The sequence below is a fragment of the Clostridium sp. UBA7503 genome (assembly GCF_002477055.1).
In the GTDB taxonomy this organism is placed as follows: domain Bacteria; phylum Bacillota; class Clostridia; order Clostridiales; family Clostridiaceae; genus Clostridium_J; species Clostridium_J sulfidigenes.
Genome location: NZ_DLNT01000046.1, coordinates 42,546 through 60,892, shown reverse-complemented (window position 1 = coordinate 60,892; position 18,347 = coordinate 42,546). Strand labels below are relative to the sequence as shown.

The following is an 18,347-nucleotide window of genomic DNA, read 5'->3' as shown; positions in this document are numbered from 1 at the left end:
TGCTAATTTCTTTATCATGAATATATTAATAAAATTATTTATGCTCTTAGAAATTTTTATCAATTTCTAAGATGCATGTTTTTACCTATCTTCTCATTCTAGCTTTTCTTTCATTTATTCTCTCTTTAGCCCTTCTACGTTTTTCTTCATTAGCTATTTCTTTTTTTATTTTCTCATAACTTATAAATCTCTCCTTAGATAATTCTCCTCTTTCAATAGCTTGTTGAACAGCACATTTAGGTTCACTTTTATGCTTACAATCAGAAAAGTGACACTTCAATGCAAGATCCTCTATATCCTTAAAGGTGGATTCTACATCTCCCTGACTTAGCTGAAGTTCTCTCATTCCTGGAGTGTCTATTATGGCTCCTCCTGTTGGCAACACAAACAACTCTCTATGGGTTGTAGTATGCCTTCCTTTGTCATATTCGTCAACTTCCTTGGTAATCTGTACTTCTTTTTCTAATAACTTATTTATTATAGTAGATTTTCCAACCCCTGAAGACCCAATAAAAACTACAGTATCATCGCTTTTTATAATATTTCTTACTACCTCTACACCTTCACCAGTTAAAGAACTTACACTTATCTTATCTATCCCTAATGCCACCTGATCTAATGATAATAATTTATCTTCTAAATCCTCACATAAATCCAATTTAGTTAATAAGATAACAGGTGTAGCACCACTATCCCATGCTATATTAATATATCTTTCTAACCTTCTTAGGTTAAAATTATTATTTAAAGACATTGTTATAAAAATCTTATCTATATTTGCAGCTAAAGCCTGTTGTTCACTTTTAACTCCTGCTACCTTTCTACAAATAAGAGTTTTTCTTTCTTGAATCTGATGTATTATTCCTTCTCCATGACCAAGCTCTTCATAATTAACCCAATCCCCTACAACTGGATAATCCTTTTTATTAATCAATTCATATTGTAACTTACCTGATAGGGTAGCTGATATTTCTCCCTTTTCAGTTATTATCTTGTATAAATTTCTATGCTGAGCATATACTCTTCCAATTGAATATTCATTTATATTATTTTCTCTCACCTATATAATCCCTCTTTCTAACTTTATAATTTAATTTATTTTCACTTAATAAAATGTTGAACTTATGCACTTTAGCTTTTTTATAATAATCTTACTGGTTAAAAAGCTTTATTTTTGCATACAAAAAAAACCTTGGATTAAGCTACTCCAAGGCATAAGTTCAAATTAAATATAGTTATAAAATTAGGATTATAATCTTATTATACTTCTAAGGTTTTAAACTGAATATAATTATTAATCTACTTAAACTAACATTTAAATCTTAAATTTGGAGCGGCTGTATATACTTCATCTAATACTAATTTTTCTCTGTTCATCATAATACAACAACTCCTCTCAAATTCCATTTATATATTTATAATATCAATACATATATTAAGTATACATCAAATATACATATTTGTAAATAATTAAATGACAAATTCCTATAAATATTTTTTATTTTAGAATTTTATATAATTAGAAATATTTATATATCCATCTTTATTACCTATTTATATAAATCCACAGCTAAACTACTAAGTATTTCTTCATTAATAATTTCATATCCATAATTGTCTTTTTTTAATACTTCTATTTTTATTAAATTATTTATAGTCCTTAATAGATGTCTATAGCTAGTTCCTAGCAATTCAGCAATTTCTGTTAATGTTTCATTAAATACAACTCTATTTCCTTCTTCCCTTGTTGCCATTATATAGCTTGCTAATCTGTTTTCCAGTGGATATAATAAGTTGATTGATCCATTTCTAGATGAAGTGTCCATTTTATTTCCCAAGGAACTGCATATAAATCTTAGAAACTTAGCATCATTAAGTAGTTTTTCTCTTACCTTTTTAAAAGATAAGCCAATACAATAAGAATCCTCTATAACTTCCATATTTGTAGTTGCCTTTGTAAAATTGATTAGTTCTAACTCTCCTAGTACCATAAGTGGATAGCAAAAGCATATTAAGAGCGATTTACCATTTTTTAAACTAATGTATACTTTAGCCTTCCCTTCTACAAAAAAAAATAAATAATCTATAGGCTCATCTTCCTTACATAAATATTCATTCCTCTTAAAGTGAAATAATTCCATATATTCTCTCATATCACTGGTAAAGATATCATGAATATTGTATTTATTTATATATGTATTCATAAGTTCTGGGTTATTTATTTTCTTCATATTTTTCTCCTAAATCATATCAATCATATAAATATTTATTAAAATCATTTCTCATCTTAAATACTTTCTTAATACAACTATGACATATGTCATAATACTTCTCAACTACTTTATGATAAATTCAATATGTAACTAAAAGGGGGATTGTCATGAATATTTTTATTTCTATATTTATAGGAGCATTAATTTCAGTAATGCTTGTGTTTAATGGAACCTTATCAAGCACTATTGGTAATTATTCTTCTAGTGTACTCATTCACATAGTAGGTTTAATTACTATTATTACTGTATTATTTGCTACTAAGTCAAAATTAAAAATTCAAAAAGGTATTCCTATTTTATGGTACAGTGCTGGAGCCGTTGGAGTATTTACAGTGCTTTTTAGTAATATAAGTTTTATGGCTCTTGGTGCTTCTTTAAGCATTTCTCTAGGATTACTTGGTCAAGCAATTTCTTCTATTATCATAGATAACTATGGATTACTTGGAATGAAAAAGATTAAATTTAACGGTAAGAAGTTCATAGGTTTATCAATTATGATTATAGGTATAATAATCATGACTATTTTTAAATAATGATAGGAGGTGAACTTTAATAAGGTTATTTATTCTATAACCTTATTAAGGATAAATAATGATATATATTATAATTTCTATTTTAGCTGGTGTAACTATTGTTATAGGTAGGACTATAAATTCTAAATTAGCAGAGAAAATCGGTATATTTCAAGGGACCTTTTTTAACTATGTAGTTGGACTGTTTTTCTCAGTAGTATTTCTCCTATTCAGCAAAGAAACCTTTCCTTCATCCTTTAGTAGCTTTAGAACAATACCCTTCTTAGCATATTTAGGAGGACTTCTAGGAGTTATAACCATAGTTATTTCAAATTATATGACTCCGAGAATATCTTCTTTTTATCTAACTCTCTTTATATTTATTGGACAATTGTTTATGGGTATAGTAATTGACTATATAACCTTAGGTAAAGCATCTACAGGAAAAGTTATTGGAGGTATTTTAGTTCTTATAGGATTGGCATATAATCTTATAGTAGATAAAAATGACACTACTTGTGATGGAAATGAAATGCTCAAAGCATAGGCAAATGAATACATCCAAATTATTCATCAATAATAAGTCCAAGTATAAGTAATTAATAATAAAAATTCCTTACGCCTGGACTTGAATTATTTCATAGATATCCTTTTATTTTAAATGTTCAATCCGATATCCGATTTCTTTATTGGCTAATCGATATCCTTCTTCTATTAATTCTTCCTCTGTAGGTGCAGTTCCAAGGATATTATCTATAGTAATTTGATCTCTATCACTAAAATATTTATCTAATAGATTTCTTTCCATATCTTCCTGAGAAGCTAGAGAATAATCGTCTAATATATGTCCTACAGTGAATCCATGATCTCTTAAAGCCCTTCCCACTAAGATGCTTCTATGACATCTTATAGGATCTTGCATCGCACCTAATAATGCTATCCTATATCCTTTTTCACAGCCTTCCTTTAACCTTTCAATACCTTTCATAAAATCTTCTTCATATACTACCTTCTCGAAATCTGAATACCCTTCATCATAATATGATATCTTATTTTCTCTCTTAGCAGCTAACTCTTTAGCCATATAGATATAAATAAAGCCTTCCTTTTTTAAAGTTTTCCTTATTGTTTCCTTGTCAAATTGAGTATTATACTTTGAATAAGGAGTTCCTCTAATATCTACTACACAGTCAATGTTATAATGTCTTAGCATGTGAATTAACTTCTCTACAGTATAATTAGAATGTCCTATTGTAAATATTTTCATAATTTTTTCTTCCTTTATTAGTATAATCTATATTATTCATCACTCTTCTCTTTTCATACCCTTGATAATACTTATTATACTATAATTATGTAACCTCACAAATTTATGAGCATAATATGATTTTATAGAGTTATTGGAAGTGATGTTATGACAGGTGTTATTCTATACACTTTAGCTTTAGTGCTACTTCTTATTTCTTTAATTAAAGATAAGAAGAAAACTATTAAAGCTCTTAAAATTTCCCTTAAATCCTTTGAAAACATAATGCCTCAATTTCTAGGCATCATTATCACTGTAGGAATTTTCCTTTCTATTGTAGATACAACCACCATATCAAAATTAATCGGTTCTAATTCTGGTTTTTTAGGAGTTATTCTTTCTTCTATTATTGGTTCCATAACTATGATGCCAACCTTTGTAGCCTTTTCTTTAGGTAATACACTACTTGAAAATGGAGCCGGTTATCCACAGGTGGGAGCTTTAATTTCTACTCTAACCATGGTTGGTATCATGACATATAGCTTAGAGTCAAAATATATAAGTAAAAAAGCTGCCTTTCTTAGAAATTTTATAGCCTTTGTCTTTTCCTTTGTAGTAGCTTTCTTTATTGGAAAGGTGGTGACTTTATTTTGATTAAACTTTTTAAATTTCTAAAGCGATATTCCTTTTTCCTTTTAAGTTTAGTAATCCTTATCTTAGTATTCGTCTTTAATTGGGACTTAGGAGCTAAAAGCTTTATTAATGCTCAATCTAGCTTTATGCAGATGTTATCCGTACTTCCACCTATTATGATTCTTCTAGGACTTATTGATGTGTGGGTTCCTAGGGAAGCATTATTGAAATACATGGGTAAAGATTCTGGATTTACTGGTGTTTTAATTGCTATTCTTATTGGCTCTATAGCTGCCGGACCTATGTATGCTGCCTTTCCTTTTACTGCAGTGCTTTTAAAAAAAGGAGTTAAATTTAGTAATATTATTATTTTTATGAACGCTTGGTGCGTTACTAAAATCTCTACATTACTCTTCGAAATTTCCGCTATAGGTTATGTCTTTACCCTATCAAGACTAATAATTGATGTGCCTGGAGTAATTGTTATGGGATACCTAGTTGAAAGGTTTATGGGAAAAGAAGCTTTAGATAATCTATATTTACGTTATAATACTGAAGAAGTATAGGTAAAAAATTAAGGAGCTACTAAAGCACTTTAATGTTTAAATTGCTGTTTTAGTAACTCCTTTAATATTAACTCTGTTTTCAGTAAATATCTAAATTATATTTTAATTTGTAAAGATTAATTTTTATTATGATATTGTTTCATATTATTTTACTTAAGTAATATAGACATGACTATACTACCTATTATAAATAATATAAGTCCTCCCACAGCTATCCAAGACTTTGGATGAGCAAAGTTTACTGTCCAACCTACACCCAATCTTTTCTCTACCATCCAAGCTGGATCATTTTTATTATAATAAATGCTTCCTAGTATCCATTTATCATCATCATCTTTATATAACTCATCTTTTTCATCTTTTGTTTCAATATTTCTTCCACCTTGACCTACTTTGATAAAAACAATGATAAATATAATCATAGTTATCATGAAAATTATCATAAATACATAGTTAATTATCATAGGATCAAAGTTAAATAATATAGATGCTTGAATTAAAGAAAACATAATAAGCATTTGGAGTATCATTACCATCATTAGTATTGACCCTATTTTTTTAAACTTTTTCTTTCTAATAATGGCCTTCTCAATACTTCCACTATTTAAATCCACCTTAGAATTGATGATTACTTTATTTATTCCATATAGTAATGCAGTCAAGAAAATTTGAACAATAGGAAATTGATATACTATAAAATGCCCCCTTAAAGTCTCTTTTTTAAACTCCCCAAAACTAGTATAAGGAATCTCCATCACCTCAGGTAATACATCATATTTATACATAGTTATTAGAATACTTATTAAAGGAAAGATAAATAATAATAAAAACCATTTTGAATCTATAGGTTTTATTTTTTCATCCTTTTTAGGCTTTCTTAAAGTAGTCTCTACTACTACCACATTTCTTTTAGTATAAGTCCAATTTCTATCTTTCTTTAAGCATTTAACCTTCTTATAATATGGGATATATACTAAAGAGCTTATTACTAAACTACCTATAATAATTATTGACATTATAATTCCTAAAGTATTTTCACTATAGTTATCCAAATTAAAGAATAAACTATTTACTCCTAAAAGCATAATAAAAAATATAATAGAAATAACTATTCTATATGATTTTTCTATATCTTTCAGTTCCTTTTCTTCTTGATATTCCTTAGGAAATCTAACTCCAAAGAAAATGCCACTATTAGATGTTCTATTCACAAAAAAACTAATTAAAAATATAAATAATAGCATAAAATTCATGAACGCCAAGAATAACCATTTATCCATATTAGCTATCCTCCTTCTTAAATCCACTAAAAATAGCGTCAATATAGCTCTTTATATCTTCTTTACTTATACCTCGATTAAAGCACTCAGCCATATAATACTCTAACTCGTAATTTAAGTTCTCCTTAAACTCCTCGTTAGAACCCTTTAAGCTAAGAGAAATAAAAGCTCCCTTTCTTCTATCTATTTTAATATAACCATCATCCTTTAAAAGTGAATATGCTTTATTAACTGTATGCATATTCACTCCAATATCATCAGCTAACCCTCTAACAGATGGAAGTTCTTCTCCTTCTTCTAGTTCGCCTCTCGCTATACCTTCAACTACCTGATTCTTTATCTGGACATATATAGGTATCTCTGAGTCAAAATCTATTTTTAAAATCAAAATCTCATCTCCTATTTAACTCCTTAGTTTATTAAACAACTCTTCTCCCTTAGTTTTCAATATTGTATATACTAATAATATCAAAAGTACTAGTAGTAATGCTATAACCCCTAAATATAAATTTATATTTGTAATTGCAAATACCTTATTAATTCCAATAGTTATAAAAATCATTACACCTACAAGTACTCCTCCCATAAGAATACTTATTATAGAACTTAAACTTTGCTTTACTACTTGTACTTCTGAAGTCCAGTCTAACTTAGGAAAATATAAATTAATTAGCAGGCCCCCTACTGATACTAAAATAGCTAGTAAAGTAGGAATTACTATAGTCCACATAAAATTTATTGGAGTTAACTTAAAGGCTATGGCAAACATAATTGAATCCACTACTATAGTTGGTATTAGTAAAAAAATATTAACTCCTATCTTACAAATGAATATGTCTTTAACTTCTAATGGTGATGATTTTAAAATCCATAAATTTCTTCCCTCAATTGATATAGCAGAACCTGTAGTACATGTTAATCCTACACCAAAGGATAATATTATAAGTGGTGCAAATTGCATTACCTGTTTTAATAGTGGTGCTAGTAACTGAAGATCTGAATCACTAGATTGCGCCATCTGATTTATGAGAAAATCTCCTCCCATAACTAGAGATGCTACAGCAGCTACAGTTACTAAGATCATGCCTATTATTGTGTTTGTAACATATACAGAAGATGAAAAATATCTCTTAAATTCTTTCTTTATTAAGGCTCCCCTTATAGTATTTGTTTTTAAAGATGTTAATTTATAATTAGATCTTTTAAAAGTTTCTCCCAGTCTTAAATTTATTGACTTAAAGCTTCTAGCAAAGATTATTAAAAATACTATAAAAGGAATTATAGACCATAAAATAAACTTAGTCATAGATAATAAGCTTAAATTAGCTAAAGCATCAGTAAAGTAATAAGAAGGCGGATAAATAGTTTTTATCCCTTGCATTATAGATGTACTGTTTGCTATAACTATATTTATGATTTTATCCATTTTAAACGAACCTATCATTACTACAACCACAACTATCAAGGTCCCTATATTTAAAATTAAAGTTTTTCTCTTCATTCTTGAAGATACATAGCTAAGAGCAAAAGCTATAATAGCTGCCATAACTATAGGTATAAGTGGAATGAAAATTATTCCTACGGATAAATAAATAAAAAATATTATACTTGTACCTGATTTCATAAAATAAACTATAGACGGTGGAATTGTTACTAATGCTACAAATAAATAATTCAATAATAATAATTCAATCATCTTACTAGCTAAGATTATACTCGGCTTTATTGGTAAGCTCATTAAGGTTTCAAAATCCCTTGATGAGAAAAGAACTCCCTGAGCTTTGTATACAGAAGTAAAAAATGAAAACATAGTACTAAGAATCATTGCAGTCATCAAAATAAGGCTTAAAAATCCATACTGTCCTAATTGCTCTACTATAGCCAAGGAATACATTACAATTAATAAACCTATAGAAAATATACCTATTAGTATTGCAAAAAATATAGACATGTTTTTTATTTTTTCACTCCTTGATTCTTCCTTTAAGAATTTATTTATTCCCCATGTATTCATAATGCTATTTTTTAATAGAATTTTTAAATTACTCATTGTCAATCAACTCCATAAATATTTCTTCTAGACTACCATCGCCTTTAACTTTATTGGTGTCTCCTGAAGCTACTATCTTTCCACCCTTAATGATAGCTATCTTATCACATAATTTTTCAGCAACTTCTAGTACATGGGTAGAGAAAAAGATAGCTCCTCCTTCATTACATAATTCCCTCATGAATTCTTTTAAAATATGTGATGCCTTAGGATCTAGTCCAACAAAGGGTTCATCTAGAATTAATAATTTAGGCTTATGAATAAGTGCTGATATAATAGCTAATTTTTGTTTCATTCCATGAGAGTAGGATGAAATTAAGTCTCCTAGAGATTTTGTAAGTTCAAAGGCTTCACTATACTTCTTTATAAGTGTTTCTCTTTCTTCTTTTGACACCTTAAAAATATCTCCAATAAAATTTAAATATTGAATGCCTGTTAAGGAATCATATAAATCTGGATTATCAGGAATATATGCTATATCCTTCTTACATTCTAGTGCGCTTGTCTTTATTGAATTACTATTTATTAAAATCTCTCCTTCTTCAAAATCTAAAATTCCTACTACTGCTTTAATGGTAGTAGTTTTTCCTGCACCATTATGACCAATAAAACCAAAGATTTCCCCACCTTTCACTTCAAGTGATAAACTATCTACTGCTTTTTTACCACCACTATAAGACTTTGAAAAATTATTTATCTTTAACATTTTACATACCACCTTATTTGTTATATCTGTTATATATATAATATAACAGATATAACAAACCTTCAAGTGAATAATAGAATTTTTTATATCCTATTTTTAATAGTTCTTCAAAACAAAAAGGGTTTTTACAAAATAATTTCTTAACCTTTATAAAATGCTTAGCATTTATTCAAGATTTATCTTATTTGTAAAAACCCTTCAAATTCATCTATTCTATATAAATAGTACTTCCCTTTGGAACATTATCATATATCCATTTCGCATTTTCCTTTGCAAGCCTTACACATCCATCAGAAATTCTCATACCTAATCTTCCATCTCTCACCGTTCCATTTAAGTTATATATTATGGAATGGAATAGATAATTCCCTTTGATTTGTGTATAATAATAGCACTTATACCCATGCTCAACTCCAAAATATGGACCTTTTATACCAACTTTAAAGATCCCTTTTATAGTCGGTGTGGATGGCTTTCCTATTGAACACTTATAACTCTTTACTAATGACCATCGATTACCATTTTTTTTAAATATATTAGTCCTAAATTTATTAAGTTCCACATATATTAAGTATTCAGTATCACTTTTCAATGCTTTTGAATTTACTTGTTCCGTAGCTTTTGTATTGTAGTCACTCCTATATGCACGCTTCTTTCTCATATCCATAGAATTTAATTTACTCTTAACTGACCTTAATGCATCTATTATATATTTCATAATTACTCCGCTATAATATTTGTATAAGTATATATTATGTACTTAATTACAAAATGTTAACGTGATTTAGAATTGATTCTAAATCACGTTTTATACTATTTACCTTTAATTTTATTTATAGCGTAATCTAGAGCTCCCTCTAGATTGTTATTATTCTTTCCGCCACCCTGAGCTTGATAACTACTTCCGCCACCTTTACCATCAATTAAGGTAATCGCATCTTTTAAAAGGTCATTCATAGATATTCCTTTAAAATCCTTTGATGCTGCAAAGATGAGATTTGCTCTTTCTCCATTTTTAATTGCCATTAACGCTATGGTGTTGCTATTATCAATAATTTTTGAAGTTACCTTATTTACGTACTTAGTATCTTCATTATCATAAACTTTTTTAACTATAGTTACATTACCTACTTTCTCACCTTGCTTCACCATGTCTTTCACTTCATAAGCAGCCACTTCTTCACTTAATTTTCTATTTTTATCTAGAGCAACTTTAAGATTTTCATTCATGTTTTTTATTCCATTAATAGCTTCCTCTTCACTTGCATTTAAATATCTACATACACTTGTAGTAAATCTATCTTTTTTAAATGAATCTTCCACAGCTCTTTTTCCTGCTACATATTCTATCCTTGTAGCTCCCTTATGTTTTTCCCATCTTCTTACTTTAATCATTCTAAGTTCTAAAGTTGACTTTGGATGCACTCCACAACAAGCATTAATATCTAAATCTGCGATCTTAACAACTCTTATTTCTTCATTAGTATTAGGTAATGCTCTTCTTAAGCCCATCTTCTTTAGCTCTTTTTTATCTGGAACTAAAAACTCTACTTGAAGATTATCTCCTATAATTAGATTTGCAGCTTTCTCAGATTCTCTTATCTTTTCTTCCTCTAATATTCCTTCTATATCTACAGTACATATTTCTTTTCCCATATGAAAACCTACTGTGTTTGCATTAAATATCTTATAAAAACATCCTGATAAAACGTGCTGACCAAGGTGTTGGTCCATACCATCTCTTCTTCTTTCCCAATCTATAGAACACTTTAATTTATGAAGCTTTATAGGTTTTTTATTAAGAACATGATATATAATACCTTCTTCCTCATATACATCTATTACTGGTTCATTTTCTATAAAGCCTAGATCACAAAATTGACCTCCACCTCCTGGGAAAAAAGCTGTTTTATCTAAAACCACATGAAACTTCCCGTCCTTGTCTTCTACCTTCTCTAATTCAGCTACAAATTCTTTAATATATTGATCTTTATAATAAAGCTTCTCCATTGTATTTCTCTCCTTTAATCAATGTATAACTAAAGTTCTAGCTTTAGCCTTAATTTATAAAATTACTTTGTCTTTAAATCTCTATATCCTGTAGATAAGTTAACTACATTCCTGAGTTCCTCTCCCTTTATAAATCGTTCTAAATTATTAACAGCAATTTTAACTATACGATGGTGAGTTTCCTTTAGATTATAATTTCCTGAAACATGAGGTGTAATTATTGCATTTTTTATTCCCCAAACTCTATGATCCTTTGGCAATGGCTCAGGGTCTGTCACATCTAAAGCTGCTCCTAAAAGTTTCCCACTTTCTAAAGCATCACAAAGTGCTTCTGTATCTATAGCTGTACCTCTACCTACATTTATAAGCACAGAACCTCCTTTCATCTTAGAAATTTTTTCTTTAGAGAATAATTTATAGGTTTCCTTAGTTTCTGGTAAACTTAATGCTACTACATCTGCTTTAGGTAATAGCTCATCAATCTTATCCATAAGATATAATTCATCTAAATATTCAGGTTTATTAGTATCACTTCTTCTTACTCCTATAGTGTATCCACCTAGAGCTTTTATTCGCTTGGCAAAGTCTCCTCCAATATCACCAAGTCCAATAACTAAAGCAGTGCATCCATAAATAGATTTAACTTCACCCTCATTCTTCCAAATATTATTATTCTGATTTTCCCTATAAAGGTATAACTTTTTATATATAGAAAGTAACACACCTATCATATGTTCTGATATAGCGAGTCCATAGGCTCCAGTTGAATTAGTTAGTTTTACACCCCTTGGAAGCACTCCTTCTTTTACAAAGAAATCCGCTCCTGCACTATCAAGTTGTAACCACTTTAAGTTTTTACATCCTTTAACCATATCTAATGGAGGATTACCTATAATTATGTGGGCATCTTCAAGACTCTCCCTATTTATCTCTTTAGCTGAAGTAAATATAAAGTTATATCCAGGTGCCACTGACATTAAATCAATTTTATGTCTATCGTCCATAGGCATTAATACAACTACATTAATTTCTTTTTCCATAATTAATCACTCCTAATATATTAATTTTCTAATAATACTTATTTAAGACAATAAATATATTCCTTAACTTCATACCAAGGTACCGCATACCCTACACCCTTAGCACAAAAAATTGAAATTTATCTTTTAATATTTCCTTTAAGACTTCTAGTTGTATTTTACCACAATATTCTTTTATGTTTCAGTTATAAATGTAACTTCTCCTAAAACTTTATTTATAAAAATAACTTTTATTACTGGTGGATTTATTATAACAATCTAATATTGTTATAATAATTAAAATCCCTATTACAAAAGCCACTCAAATTGAATTTCTTCATATTAAGTGGCTTGATTTATTTAATGGTTTCATAATCATCTTTTTTTGATTTCTATATATATTATCTCATTCATTACTAATTTCCTCTTTTTTATTAAATTCTCCTGCCCACTCAAAAGCCTTTTTGGATGCTATAACTGCGATAACCTCGTTAATAACCGCTGCTGCCGCAATTGTTCCTTGGATGACCTTAGCGTATTCTGGTACTGATCCTGATAGAACAGAAACCGCTATACCTGTAAATACAAGAGATACACCTGAATGAGGAAGCAATGTGAGGCCTAAATATTTTTTCACAGTTTCTGGTGAATCTGTTATAGCAGCTCCAATGAATGCTCCACCACATTTTCCTACAGCTCTTGAAATGATATAAATTGCAGTAAATAGTCCAGCACCTAAAATTAGATGATAGTCAAGTGGTGTTCCCAGATTTAAGATAACTACAATCATAGAAATACCAAGAATAGGATTAAATGAGTTCATAATTTGCTCTAGACGTTCTTCTGAAATAATATTAGAAAACGTTGCTGAGAAAGCCATACCAATAAGCATAAAGTTAAGTACAGGCTTTGGTAAAACTAAATCATTAAATATAAAACCAACGCCTGCTGATATTAGTATGGTTGCACTCAGTAACAATACTGTTACTTTTGGTGAACGTTCTCTTTTCAGTACAACTCCTGCAAGAAATCCTACAACATTCCCAATAATAATTGGTAATAAAATTACAAGTAATATCATATAAGCCGGTAGTTTTTGTTCAGATAGATTGGCAGAGATAATAGATATAGTTGAAAAAAACACAATTACTCCTACCATATCATCAAGGGCTGCCATAGGAATTAATGTTTTAGTTACAGGTCCGTCTGTTTTAAACTCACGTACAATAGAAAGTGCTGGTGCTGGTGCAGTTGCAAGAGCAATACCTCCAAATATAAATGCAAGATAAATAGGAAATCCTACAAAATAAAATACAACCCCAAATACCAAACTCACAACAAAAAATGTTCCTAATGATTGGGTTAATGTTGTTATGATAATTTGCTTGCCCGACTTTTTAATTTTTTTCCAAACAAGCTCCGTGCCTATTAAAAGTCCCACTACGCATTCTAAAATATGCATAATTGGTTCATACCAATGAGCATTTAAAACTGCATCATTTACAACTCCAAATGCATTTGGTCCAAGTATCATGCCTGTAAGTAACCATCCTAGAATAGCTGGTAACTTAATCTTTGAAACAAGCTTTCCTACAATAAAGGCAATAGCAATTGCCATTAAAAACCTTAGAATTAATAATATCATTGCTTCTCCTCCTCCTTTGAAATACCATAAAGCATAATATTCAGTATTTTTGACAGTTTCAGTTCGTGCATTTCTATTAGTGAATTAAAGTCTAGATTTTCATAAGCTTTACTTTGAAAATAACCATTGAACATTTCTTGAAAAACAAAGAAGTATTCCATTGCTTCTTCTTTTGTAATATTATCTCGTAGTGCTACATTGCTTAACGCCATACGGTAGTGACGTATATTAAGTGTGTCAAAATCACCTCTTAAGTCTTTGATTTGTTCTTTCAAATGTACAGGTGGTTGTAAAATTGCATGAAAGAATATATGACTGTAATAAATATTCTCCTTAAAAAAACGATACCTTAAATCAAAATAATTTTGCATGTACTTCTGAAAATCCAATCGGTCAAATTCTTCTTTGCTAAGATAATCTACAAGCTCATCAAAACAAACCTTAACACATTTTAAAAATAACTCATCTTTATTTTTAAAATAGTGATAGATAAGTCCCTTTGAAATTTTGTTATCGTTGCATATATTGTTCAGCGAAGCATTTTCATATGTCTTTGTTCCAAACTCCGCTATGGCAGCATTTAATATTTTATCTTTACTTATTTGACTTTTCTCTTTTTGATTCATAATATCCTCCAAATATAAATATTGACCATGTGGTCTATTATATATTATCAAAAACAAACCACACGGTCAATAATATAAATAATTTAATTAATAATTTTTATAACAATTTAAATCTTAAATATAAATTTACTTAATTTTTGTTTATAAATATAAAAAGAGCATCCTTTCTTAAGAATGCTCTCATAATTACATATTTAATTTTTTATACCACACATACTAAACAGTTGATATGGCTGACCTTTACTTTCATTTTCTTTTATGCCTGAATAAAATACCCTTGAACTTACAACTTGAAACCCTGCTTTCTTTAGCAATGTTTCCATCTCTCCAATTTCAAACCCGTTATGTCCATTAAATCCATGTAATTCATCATGGAATCCACCATCATCAGGACACAAATCTACAACTACTAACTTTCCATCCTTATTAAGTAGCTCATGTAATTTCTTTGTTACCTTTGGTAGATCTTCTACATGGTGAAAAACCATAGATGTATAAATCACATCAAATTTTTCATTATCGTTAAAATGAAATAAATCCCCACACCAAGTTTTCATATTTTTTATTTTGTTTTTTTCTATTTTAAATTTTAACTGTTCTATCATTCCTTCAGATAAATCCATCATCAATATATCAGAAAATCTATGAGTTAAATTTTCTGATATAAGCCCTGTACCACATCCAAATTCTAAGGCTTTTAAAATTTTATCTTTATCCAAATAGTTTTCTATTTCAGTACTAATTTTCTTTGCTCTTTGAACCCTATATTTTGTATCCCATTTTTGAGACTCCTCATCAAAATGCATATCTTCATCCCCTTAAAATAAATTTCTCCCTTTAACTTATACTTCTTCTTTTCTTATATCTTTTTTTTAATAGTTTATCTATAAAAATATAGCCTCCAAGAATTATAACTATTCCTAATGCCCATTTAAAAATCTCTGGAATATCTACATCCCTAAGTAGATACCTGAAGCCATCCGCAAGTAAAAATCCTATTATCCAATAGACTATTGATTTAATATCCTTCATTTTAATTATATAGATTTTGTCTTAACATATATAAGGCAAAACTGTTCCCCCTTTTAATTAAATTCTGTATATATTTTATCATATATTTAAACATAGATTAAGTAAGGTAAAGTTAATAATCTATCTTAATAGTCTTAAAATAAGCTCAGCTGTTCCTCTTCATAATTCTTTCTATAACCCTTGATTATATCCTTCATTTCGTATATAATTCCATATTTGTTACATTCTTCAGTGAAGATCTTCCAAAGCTTCTTTGAATTAAAAGATTCACATTCATATTTATCACCATAGGTATGAATATATTTTATAACTAAGTTCTCCTTTTGAAATAGTCTACTTAATTGTTCATAGTAATAGGCCCTTTGATTTCCTCTAAGGGTAAGCCCCATTCCATAAGCAAATATAAATTTAGCTCCTGAATTATGAGCTTCTCTAACTATATTTCTTATATTATCTTCTGAATCATTAATAAAAGGAAGAATTGGCATAAGCAATATTCCTGTATATATCCCACTATCACTAAGCTGTTTTATAGCCTTAAATCTTTCGCTGCTAGGTGCTACATTAGGTTCTACCCTTTTACATAGCTCATCATCAAAGGTAGTTATAGTTATTTTTATTAACACAGGAGAATGCGTTGAAATCTCCTTTAATATATCAATATCTCTAGTAATTAAAGGACTCTTTGTGGCAATGGAAACTCCAAAGTTATTTCTATTAATCTCCTTCAATGCTTCTCTTGTTAGCTCACATTGTTTTTCAAAGGGATTATATGGATCACTCATAGCTCCTGTTCCTATTACACCCTTTTTCCTTTTCCCTTTAAGTTCTTTTCCTATAGCTTCTACAGCTTTTTCTTTTGCTCTAACTCTATCAAAATCTTCTATTTGATAACATTCACTTCTGGAGTCACAATAAATACATCCATGACAACATCCTTTATAGATATTCATATTATAATTGATATCAAACCATGAATTATTAGGTATATATTGAGATATTAATTTTTTTGCAGATATATATTCCATGCTAATCACCCCAGCTTAAATATTAATTATTTAAATTCAATTTATCTAGGTCATTCTCTGTATAGACTTCAATTTCATTTTTCATTAATAATTCTGCTACCACTCCATTACCTTCTATTAGCTTTCCAGAAAATTTCCCATCATATACCATACCATAGCCACATGAAGGACTTCTAGACTGTAGTATTGCCTTCTTTATACCAGCAGCTTTAATAATTCCTAAGGTTTTCTCAGCTCCCTTAAAAAAACTTTTAGTTAAATCTACACCGTCCTTACTAATTACTCTTTTATTAGAATTTTCATCTATAAAAATCTCACAACACGCCCTTGGAGTAGGCAAACCAGCTAATTGTTCTGGACATATCGCTATAGCTTTTCCTACTTTTACTAATTCAGCTACATATTTATTCTCACTATTACTTCCATTATATCTACAATTAATTCCTGCTAAACATGAACTTACTAAATACATATATAGTCCTCCTTTATTTTTTATCTGTAACTTATACTACAATACCCAAACTCTTACACCAGATTGTTTTGTTATAGTCTTAAGTTTACTTTCTTCTATTTTTATTAGATCACTAAGATATATTTCTTCATACTTTCAACCTACTTATTATACCTAATAGTAATTTATAGATATAATTATATCATAGCTTATTTTTAAATTAATATATCTTAACTTTCTATGGAGATATATGTATAATAAAATATGGAGTTTATTTTAAAGAATCGTAATTAAAATAATATTTAAATTTAATTATGTAAGACAACAAACTAACAAATTTAATTTTAAGGAGTTGACATCATGAGTAGTTTAATTCTTGAAGGTGGAACCTTTAGACCTATTTTTAGTGCTGGTATAATGGATGCTCTTTTAGATAATGATATTATGTTTCCTTATTGCATTGGTGTTTCAGCAGGTATTACCAACGGCTTTTCATATATATCAAAACAAAAGAAAAGAAACTATGACATTCTAATTAACCATAGACATGATAAAAGATATATAGGCTTTAGAAACTTTTTTAAATGTAAAAGCTTATTTGGTTTAGATTTTGCTTTTGATGAGTTACCTAATAAGATTTATCCCTTTGATATGGATACCTTTAAAAGCTATGAAGGTAAAATTTTAATTGGTGTAACTAATGCTAAAACTGGAGTTACCGAATATTTAAATGGTAAAGATTTAGATGAAAAATGCAATATGCTAAGAGCTAGTTGCGCTATACCTCTTTTCTTCCCTCCAGCTATAATTAATGATAATGAATATTTTGATGGAGGCATCTGTGATCCTATTCCTGTATTAAAAGCCATGGAAGATGGAAATGAAAAACATCTAATTATTTTAACTAGACCTAAGGGATATGTAAAGGAATTAGGTAAAGGCAATATTTTTGCTGCTAAAGTTTTAAAAAAGAAATATCCTAATTTAGTAAAGCCTCTTCTTACACGTCATGAGCTTTACAATGATAGAGTTAAGTATTGTGAACAACTTGAAAGAGATGGCAAAGCTATAATTTTAAGACCTACTGCAGAAGATGGTATAGATAGCTTTGAAAAAGATCTTAATAAAATTAAACATGCCTATAACCACGGATATAATATAGCTTTAAAAAGAATTGATGAAATAAAAAAATTCTTTAGCATTTCATAAAAATATTTATGAATAAAACTATTTAAATATTTACCTATAAACCTATGAAACTATATAAATA

Annotated in this window: 21 protein-coding genes; 5 read left to right on the top strand and 16 right to left on the bottom strand. The window is 28.8% G+C overall.

Going from position 1 to position 18,347, the window contains the following annotated elements; all coding sequences use genetic code 11:
• Positions 1–85: 85 nt before the first annotated feature.
• Together rsgA and yeiL are read right to left on the bottom strand one after the other, a co-directional pair.
• Complete coding sequence (gene rsgA, locus B3630_RS13620) at positions 86–1,060, bottom strand: ribosome small subunit-dependent GTPase A (RefSeq protein ID WP_346899052.1); 975 nt, start codon at positions 1,058–1,060, stop codon at positions 86–88.
• A 490-nt stretch (positions 1,061–1,550) separates the two neighbouring features.
• Positions 1,551–2,231 (bottom strand): transcriptional regulator YeiL, encoded by a 681-nt coding sequence (gene yeiL / locus B3630_RS13615; RefSeq protein WP_346899050.1) that lies wholly within the window; start codon positions 2,229–2,231, stop codon positions 1,551–1,553.
• Positions 2,232–2,380: 149 nt separating this feature from the next.
• Here yeiL and B3630_RS13610 point away from each other — a divergent pair, with 149 nt between their 5' ends.
• Positions 2,381–2,806 carry a DMT family transporter gene (locus B3630_RS13610; protein ID WP_346899048.1) on the top strand — a complete coding sequence of 142 codons (426 nt, stop codon included), beginning with the start codon at positions 2,381–2,383 and terminating at the stop codon, positions 2,804–2,806.
• 58 nt (positions 2,807–2,864) lie between these two features.
• Entirely contained in the window at positions 2,865–3,332 is a 468-nt protein-coding gene (locus B3630_RS13605) for a DMT family transporter (RefSeq protein ID WP_346899046.1), read from the top strand.
• A 105-nt stretch (positions 3,333–3,437) separates the two neighbouring features.
• Here the strand turns inward: B3630_RS13605 and B3630_RS13600 are convergent, their stop codons facing one another.
• Positions 3,438–4,052, bottom strand: a complete 615-nt coding sequence (locus B3630_RS13600) for a DUF488 domain-containing protein (protein ID WP_346899044.1) — start codon at positions 4,050–4,052, stop codon at positions 3,438–3,440.
• Between the two features lie 147 nt (positions 4,053–4,199).
• Here B3630_RS13600 and B3630_RS13595 point away from each other — a divergent pair, with 147 nt between their 5' ends.
• Complete coding sequence (locus tag B3630_RS13595) at positions 4,200–4,685, top strand: permease (RefSeq protein ID WP_346899042.1); 486 nt, start codon at positions 4,200–4,202, stop codon at positions 4,683–4,685.
• The gene (locus tag B3630_RS13590; RefSeq protein WP_346899040.1) at positions 4,682–5,230 is read left to right on the top strand and encodes a permease; all 549 of its coding nucleotides are present in this window, start codon (positions 4,682–4,684) and stop codon (positions 5,228–5,230) included. Before B3630_RS13595 ends, B3630_RS13590 begins: the two co-directional genes overlap by 4 nt.
• A 149-nt stretch (positions 5,231–5,379) precedes the next feature.
• Here the strand turns inward: B3630_RS13590 and B3630_RS13585 are convergent, their stop codons facing one another.
• From B3630_RS13585 to B3630_RS13525, 13 genes are all read right to left on the bottom strand, one after another.
• Positions 5,380–6,510 (bottom strand): DUF5808 domain-containing protein, encoded by a 1,131-nt coding sequence (locus B3630_RS13585; RefSeq protein WP_346899038.1) that lies wholly within the window; start codon positions 6,508–6,510, stop codon positions 5,380–5,382.
• A gap of 1 nt (position 6,511) precedes the next feature.
• A complete protein-coding gene (locus tag B3630_RS13580) occupies positions 6,512–6,898 on the bottom strand; it encodes a GntR family transcriptional regulator (RefSeq protein WP_346899036.1) in 387 nt (128 codons plus the stop codon).
• A gap of 15 nt (positions 6,899–6,913) precedes the next feature.
• A complete protein-coding gene (locus B3630_RS13575; protein ID WP_346899034.1) occupies positions 6,914–8,560 on the bottom strand; it encodes an ABC transporter permease in 1,647 nt (548 codons plus the stop codon).
• Entirely contained in the window at positions 8,553–9,266 is a 714-nt protein-coding gene (locus tag B3630_RS13570; RefSeq protein WP_346899032.1) for an ABC transporter ATP-binding protein, read from the bottom strand. Before B3630_RS13570 ends, B3630_RS13575 begins: the two co-directional genes overlap by 8 nt.
• 208 nt (positions 9,267–9,474) lie before the next feature.
• Positions 9,475–9,984: a L,D-transpeptidase gene (locus tag B3630_RS13565; protein WP_414633015.1), complete on the bottom strand. Its 510-nt coding sequence runs from the start codon at positions 9,982–9,984 to the stop codon at positions 9,475–9,477.
• Positions 9,985–10,079: 95 nt separating this feature from the next.
• Positions 10,080–11,276 (bottom strand): alanyl-tRNA editing protein, encoded by a 1,197-nt coding sequence (locus B3630_RS13560; RefSeq protein WP_346899030.1) that lies wholly within the window; start codon positions 11,274–11,276, stop codon positions 10,080–10,082.
• Positions 11,277–11,338: 62 nt separating this feature from the next.
• Complete coding sequence (locus tag B3630_RS13555) at positions 11,339–12,316, bottom strand: D-2-hydroxyacid dehydrogenase (protein ID WP_346899028.1); 978 nt, start codon at positions 12,314–12,316, stop codon at positions 11,339–11,341.
• Positions 12,317–12,701: 385 nt separating this feature from the next.
• Positions 12,702–13,940, bottom strand: a complete 1,239-nt coding sequence (locus B3630_RS13550) for a cation:proton antiporter (protein WP_346899026.1) — start codon at positions 13,938–13,940, stop codon at positions 12,702–12,704.
• On the bottom strand, positions 13,937–14,566 hold the full coding sequence (locus tag B3630_RS13545) for a TetR/AcrR family transcriptional regulator (RefSeq protein ID WP_346899024.1): 630 nt from the start codon (positions 14,564–14,566) through the stop codon (positions 13,937–13,939). The genes B3630_RS13550 and B3630_RS13545 overlap by 4 nt, the downstream gene beginning before the upstream one ends.
• A 194-nt stretch (positions 14,567–14,760) precedes the next feature.
• Positions 14,761–15,372 carry a class I SAM-dependent methyltransferase gene (locus B3630_RS13540; protein ID WP_346899022.1) on the bottom strand — a complete coding sequence of 204 codons (612 nt, stop codon included), beginning with the start codon at positions 15,370–15,372 and terminating at the stop codon, positions 14,761–14,763.
• Between the two features lie 31 nt (positions 15,373–15,403).
• Entirely contained in the window at positions 15,404–15,598 is a 195-nt protein-coding gene (locus B3630_RS13535; protein ID WP_346899020.1) for a hypothetical protein, read from the bottom strand.
• A gap of 134 nt (positions 15,599–15,732) precedes the next feature.
• Positions 15,733–16,626 carry an SPL family radical SAM protein gene (locus B3630_RS13530; protein ID WP_346899018.1) on the bottom strand — a complete coding sequence of 298 codons (894 nt, stop codon included), beginning with the start codon at positions 16,624–16,626 and terminating at the stop codon, positions 15,733–15,735.
• A 22-nt stretch (positions 16,627–16,648) separates the two neighbouring features.
• Entirely contained in the window at positions 16,649–17,098 is a 450-nt protein-coding gene (locus B3630_RS13525; protein WP_346899016.1) for a DUF523 domain-containing protein, read from the bottom strand.
• A 339-nt stretch (positions 17,099–17,437) separates the two neighbouring features.
• Between B3630_RS13525 and B3630_RS13520 the strand changes: the two genes are divergently transcribed.
• Positions 17,438–18,286, top strand: coding sequence for a patatin family protein (locus B3630_RS13520; protein WP_346899014.1), 849 nt, complete (start codon positions 17,438–17,440; stop codon positions 18,284–18,286).
• The last annotated feature ends 61 nt before the right edge of the window (positions 18,287–18,347 follow it).

Bases quoted from the DNA above. Each gene is read 5' to 3' on its own strand.
- yeiL (WP_346899050.1), bottom strand. From the start codon at position 2,231: ATGAAGAAAATAAATAACCCAGAACTTATGAATACATATATAAATAAA.
- B3630_RS13610 (WP_346899048.1), top strand. From the start codon at position 2,381: ATGAATATTTTTATTTCTATATTTATAGGAGCATTAATTTCAGTAATG.
- B3630_RS13605 (WP_346899046.1), top strand. From the start codon at position 2,865: ATGATATATATTATAATTTCTATTTTAGCTGGTGTAACTATTGTTATA.
- B3630_RS13600 (WP_346899044.1), bottom strand. From the start codon at position 4,052: ATGAAAATATTTACAATAGGACATTCTAATTATACTGTAGAGAAGTTA.
- B3630_RS13595 (WP_346899042.1), top strand. From the start codon at position 4,200: ATGACAGGTGTTATTCTATACACTTTAGCTTTAGTGCTACTTCTTATT.
- B3630_RS13585 (WP_346899038.1), bottom strand. From the start codon at position 6,510: ATGGATAAATGGTTATTCTTGGCGTTCATGAATTTTATGCTATTATTT.
- B3630_RS13575 (WP_346899034.1), bottom strand. From the start codon at position 8,560: ATGAGTAATTTAAAAATTCTATTAAAAAATAGCATTATGAATACATGG.
- B3630_RS13570 (WP_346899032.1), bottom strand. From the start codon at position 9,266: ATGTTAAAGATAAATAATTTTTCAAAGTCTTATAGTGGTGGTAAAAAA.
- B3630_RS13565 (WP_414633015.1), bottom strand. From the start codon at position 9,984: ATGAAATATATAATAGATGCATTAAGGTCAGTTAAGAGTAAATTAAAT.
- B3630_RS13560 (WP_346899030.1), bottom strand. From the start codon at position 11,276: ATGGAGAAGCTTTATTATAAAGATCAATATATTAAAGAATTTGTAGCT.
- B3630_RS13555 (WP_346899028.1), bottom strand. From the start codon at position 12,316: ATGGAAAAAGAAATTAATGTAGTTGTATTAATGCCTATGGACGATAGA.
- B3630_RS13550 (WP_346899026.1), bottom strand. From the start codon at position 13,940: ATGATATTATTAATTCTAAGGTTTTTAATGGCAATTGCTATTGCCTTT.
- B3630_RS13545 (WP_346899024.1), bottom strand. From the start codon at position 14,566: ATGAATCAAAAAGAGAAAAGTCAAATAAGTAAAGATAAAATATTAAAT.
- B3630_RS13540 (WP_346899022.1), bottom strand. From the start codon at position 15,372: ATGCATTTTGATGAGGAGTCTCAAAAATGGGATACAAAATATAGGGTT.
- B3630_RS13535 (WP_346899020.1), bottom strand. From the start codon at position 15,598: ATGAAGGATATTAAATCAATAGTCTATTGGATAATAGGATTTTTACTT.
- B3630_RS13530 (WP_346899018.1), bottom strand. From the start codon at position 16,626: ATGGAATATATATCTGCAAAAAAATTAATATCTCAATATATACCTAAT.
- B3630_RS13525 (WP_346899016.1), bottom strand. From the start codon at position 17,098: ATGTATTTAGTAAGTTCATGTTTAGCAGGAATTAATTGTAGATATAAT.
- B3630_RS13520 (WP_346899014.1), top strand. From the start codon at position 17,438: ATGAGTAGTTTAATTCTTGAAGGTGGAACCTTTAGACCTATTTTTAGT.